Origin of the sequence: Salinicola sp. CPA57 (assembly GCF_003206035.1) — a bacterium.
Lineage (GTDB): Bacteria > Pseudomonadota > Gammaproteobacteria > Pseudomonadales > Halomonadaceae > Salinicola > Salinicola socius.
Map to the genome: position 1 here is coordinate 1 of NZ_PZJR01000023.1, position 953 is coordinate 953.

Below are 953 nucleotides of genomic sequence, written 5' to 3' on the forward strand. Positions count from 1 at the left end.
AGCGATCAGGGCAACTTGCCCGACACCGAGGTCTACGACTACGCCGGCGAGTATTACTATCACGGCTATGCGCGCGGCGAACGCCTCACCGAAAACCGGCTGGAAGCGCATGAATCCCTGGCCAAGCGTTTTCGCGGCAGCGGTGGCGCGCGTCAGCTCCAGGCCGGGCGCTGGTTCGAGCTCACCCAGCACCCGCTGCACGACCTAGTGGGTGAGGAAGAGCGCCAGTTCCTGCTGCTCGGGGTGACCGTCCACGCCGAGAACGCCCTGCCGGTCTCGGCCCAGCTCCAGGCGCTGCCGGGTAGCCTGCAGCCCCAGCTCGACGCCGCCAGGAAAGCGCACGGTCTCGAGGCAGAAACGGCCGATCCCACCGGTGAACGTCTCAGCGGCCGTCTCAAGGACTATGCCACCGGTGGCACCGGTCACTTTCTGGTCGATCTCGACGCCCAGCGCCGCACCCAGCCCTACCGCCATCCGCTGGCCCATCAGCGTCCGGTGATCGGCGGGCCGCAGACCGCCACCGTGGTCGGCCCCGCCAACGAGGAGATCCATACCGATCACCTCAACCGCGTGCGCGTCCAGTTCCACTGGGACCGCCAGGGCCAGAACGATGAGAATTCCAGCGTCTGGCTGCGGGTCTCCCAGCCCAACGCCGGCGCCGGCTGGGGCGGGGTGTTCGTCCCGCGCATCGGCCAGGAAGTGCTGGTCGACTTCCTCGAGGGCGACGCCGACCGGCCGCTGATCACAGGCCGGGTCTATAACGGCGAGCAGAGCCCCGACTGGCACAGCCACGGCCTGCTCTCCGGCTTCAAGAGCAAGACCTATCGCGGCAGCAAGTACAACGAACTCGTCTTCGACGACGCCACCGACCAGGAGCGTGTTCGGCTCAACTCCGAAGCCGAGAAGAGCCAGCTCAACCTCGGCTACCTGATCCACCAGGCCGGCAACACCCG

At 67.4% G+C, this 953-nt stretch carries 1 protein-coding gene; it reads left to right on the forward strand.

Annotated elements, in window-relative coordinates; genetic code table 11:
• A partial coding sequence (tssI, locus tag DOM36_RS19540; protein ID WP_157958698.1) for a type VI secretion system tip protein TssI/VgrG occupies nucleotides 1–953 on the forward strand: 953 nt, incomplete at both ends.